The sequence below is a fragment of the Actinomyces urogenitalis DSM 15434 genome, assembly GCF_000159035.1.
Classification (GTDB): Bacteria; Actinomycetota; Actinomycetes; order Actinomycetales; family Actinomycetaceae; genus Actinomyces; species Actinomyces urogenitalis.
The window spans coordinates 622668-625630 of record NZ_DS999576.1 but is presented as its reverse complement, the minus strand read 5'-3'; the positions used below and the strand labels follow the sequence as shown (position 1 = coordinate 625630).

The window sequence follows — 2963 nt, the reverse complement described above, 5'->3', positions numbered from 1 at the left end:
GGGCGGGCGCAGCAGCGGGGGCCGGTGCGGCCGGAGCGGGAGCGGAACCGGCCTCGGAGGGGTCACCGATGATGGCGAGGACGGTGCCGACCTCGACGGTCTCGTCCTCAGCGACCTTGATCTCCAGCAGGGTGCCGGAGACGGGGGAGGGGACCTCGGTGTCGACCTTGTCGGTGGCGACCTCCAGCAGGGGCTCGTCGGCCTCGACGGTGTCACCTACGGCCTTGAGCCAGGAGGAGACGGTTCCCTCGGTCACGGACTCGCCCAGGGCGGGCATCTTGACGGATTCAGACATCTGTCTTCCTTTGATCTCTTCTGCGGTACGCCGACGTGTCAGCCGTGGTTGTGCAGGGGCTTGCCAGCAAGCACCATAGCGGCCTCGCCGAGGGTCTCGTTCTGTGTGGGGTGGGCGTGGACGAGGGAGGCGACGTCGTCGGCGTCTGCCTCCCAGCTCACCATGAGCTGGCCCTCGCCGACCTGCTCGCCCATGCGTGCGCCGATGGCGTGGAAGCCGAGAATCGGGCCGTCCTTGAGAGAAACCAGCTTGACGAAGCCCTGGGTCCCCAGGATCTGGCTCTTGGCGTTGCCAGCGACATTGAACTCGGCGGTGGTGATGGCGTCCTCGCCGTGGATCTCCTTGGCCTTGGCCTCGCTCAGGCCGACCGACGCGATCTCGGGCTCGCAGAAGGTGACCTTGGGGACCTTGACGTCATCGACCGGGGTCGGGTCCAGACCGGCGATCTTCTCCGCCACGACGATGCCCTGGGCGAAGCCGCGGTGGGCGAGCTGGACGCCGGGGACGATGTCGCCCACGGCCCACACGCCGGGAACGTTGGTGCGGCCGTACTCGTCAGCCAGGACGAAGCCACGGTCCATGGACACGCCGACCTCCTCGTAGCCCAGGTTGGCGGTCGCCGGCCCGCGGCCGACGGCGATGAGCATGAGCTCGGCGTCGTAGGACTTGCCGTCCTCGGTGTGGACGGTCACGCCCGTGGCGGTGCGGTCTACGGACTTGAACATCGTCTTGGTCTTGAAGGCGATCTTGCGCTTGCGGAAGGCGCGCTCCAGCTGCTTGGAGATGGCCTCGTCCTCGTTGGGGACCAGGCGCGGCAGGCCTTCGATGATGGTGACCTGAGTACCCAGAGAGGCCCAGGCGGAGGCGAACTCCACACCAATGACCCCGCCGCCCAGGATGACGGCCGAGGAGGGGACGTGGTCGAGCTCGAGGGCCTGCTCGGAGGTGATGACCTTGTCGTCGATGGTCTGCCCGATGGTCTTGGAGAAGGAGCCGGAGGCCAGGATGACGTTCTTGCCGGTGATCGCCTTACCGTCAACCTCGACGGTGGTGGGGGAGACCAGCTTGCCCCATCCGGTGATGAGGTCGATCCCGCGCGAGGAGACCAGGCCCTGCAGGCCCTTGTACATCTTGGTGATGATGCCGTCCTTGTAAGCGCTGACGGCGGCCATGTCGATGCCGTGCAGCTCGGCCTGGATGCCCAGGGCCCCAGCCTCACGGACGGCATCGGCCGTCTCAGCGGCGTGCAGGATGGCCTTGGTGGGAACGCACCCGCGGTGGAGGCAGGTGCCGCCGACCTTGTCAGCCTCGATGAGGGCGACCTTGAGACCCAGCTGGGCCCCGCGCAGTGCTGCGGCGTAGCCGCCCGAGCCAGCGCCCAGGATGACCATGTCGTAGACGGTGTCTGTCACGAAAACTCTCCTCAGTTCTGTCCATCGCCCAGTCGGGGCCCGGCACGCTGCACATTGTTTCACCTCCGCGGCTCCCGCACCCACTGAACAGACGGCTCGGTCAGGACTAGGGTCCTGACCGAGCCGTGAGAAGGGTCACCTCATCTGGTGGGGTGGCTGGCGACGCCGTCGGCCTCCTAGCAAGCCATCGAGCGCAGCAGCTCGACCAGCGTGGCCACGCCGGTGCCGGTGCCACCCACCGGCACCCCGCCCCAGGCGGACTTGTCGTTGAAGGCCGGTCCGGCCACGTCCAGGTGGGCCCAGGGGACCTGGCCGACGAACTCGCGCAGGAACAGGCCGGCCACGAGCATGCCGCCTGCGCGGTTGCCGACGCTGGCGTTGCGCAGCTGGGCGAAGGGAGAGTCGAGGTTGGCGCGCAGGTGCTCGGGCAGCGGCATGGCCCAGAAGGCCTCGCCGGCGGCCACGGCGGCCTCGGTGACGGCCTGGCGCAGGGCCGGCGTCCCCATGACGCCGCTGACGCGCTCGCCCAGCGCCACGATCTGGGCGCCGGTCAGCGTGGCGACGTCGAGCACCGCGTCAGGCTCGTCCTCCACGGCCCTCGCCAGCGCGTCAGCCATGACCAGGCGGCCCTCGGCGTCGGTATTCGTGATCTCGACCGTGGTACCCCCGTACATCGAGACGATGTCACTGGGACGCTGGGCGTCGGTGGTCGGCATGTTCTCCGCCAGTGCCAGCCAGGCGTCCACCCGCACCTCCAGCCCCAGACGGGCGGCGGCGACCACCGTGGCCAGCACGGTGGCAGCACCGGCCATGTCAGACTTCATCTCCGGCATGGAGGCCGGCGGCTTGAGGGACAGGCCGCCGGAGTCGAAGGTGATGCCCTTGCCGATCAGCGCCACACGGCGTGCCGCTGCCTCGGGAACCCAGCTCACGCGCACCAGGCGCGGCGGGTGGACCGATCCCTGGCCCACACCCACGATCCCGCCGAAGCCGCCCTCGGCCAGGGCAACCTCGTCCAGGACCTCGATATCCAGGCTGTAGTCCTGGGCCACGCGCTGGGCCAGCTCGGTGAAGGTCTGCGGAGTCAGACGGTTGGGAGGCTCGTTGACCAGATCACGGGTCAGTCGCAGCGCTCCGCCAAGGATGCTGGCACGCGCCAGGGCCTGCTCGGCCGCCTCACCGGCGAGGCTGGTGGCGATGACGGCCTCAGTCAGTGCCGCTGTGGGCGCAGGAACGCGCCCCGCCCAGGAGTAACC

General features: G+C 69.1%; 3 protein-coding genes. All 3 read right to left on the bottom strand.

Going from position 1 to position 2963, the window contains the following annotated elements; all coding sequences use genetic code 11:
- Positions 1-295 (bottom strand): biotin/lipoyl-containing protein (locus HMPREF0058_RS10860; RefSeq protein ID WP_006549846.1); only part of this gene is annotated, 295 nt, incomplete at its 3' end.
- Between the two features lie 38 nt (positions 296-333).
- Entirely contained in the window at positions 334-1707 is a 1374-nt protein-coding gene (gene lpdA, locus HMPREF0058_RS10855) for a dihydrolipoyl dehydrogenase (RefSeq protein ID WP_040319877.1), read from the bottom strand.
- Between the two features lie 176 nt (positions 1708-1883).
- Positions 1884-2963 (bottom strand): leucyl aminopeptidase (locus tag HMPREF0058_RS10850; protein ID WP_006549844.1); only part of this gene is annotated, 1080 nt, incomplete at its 5' end.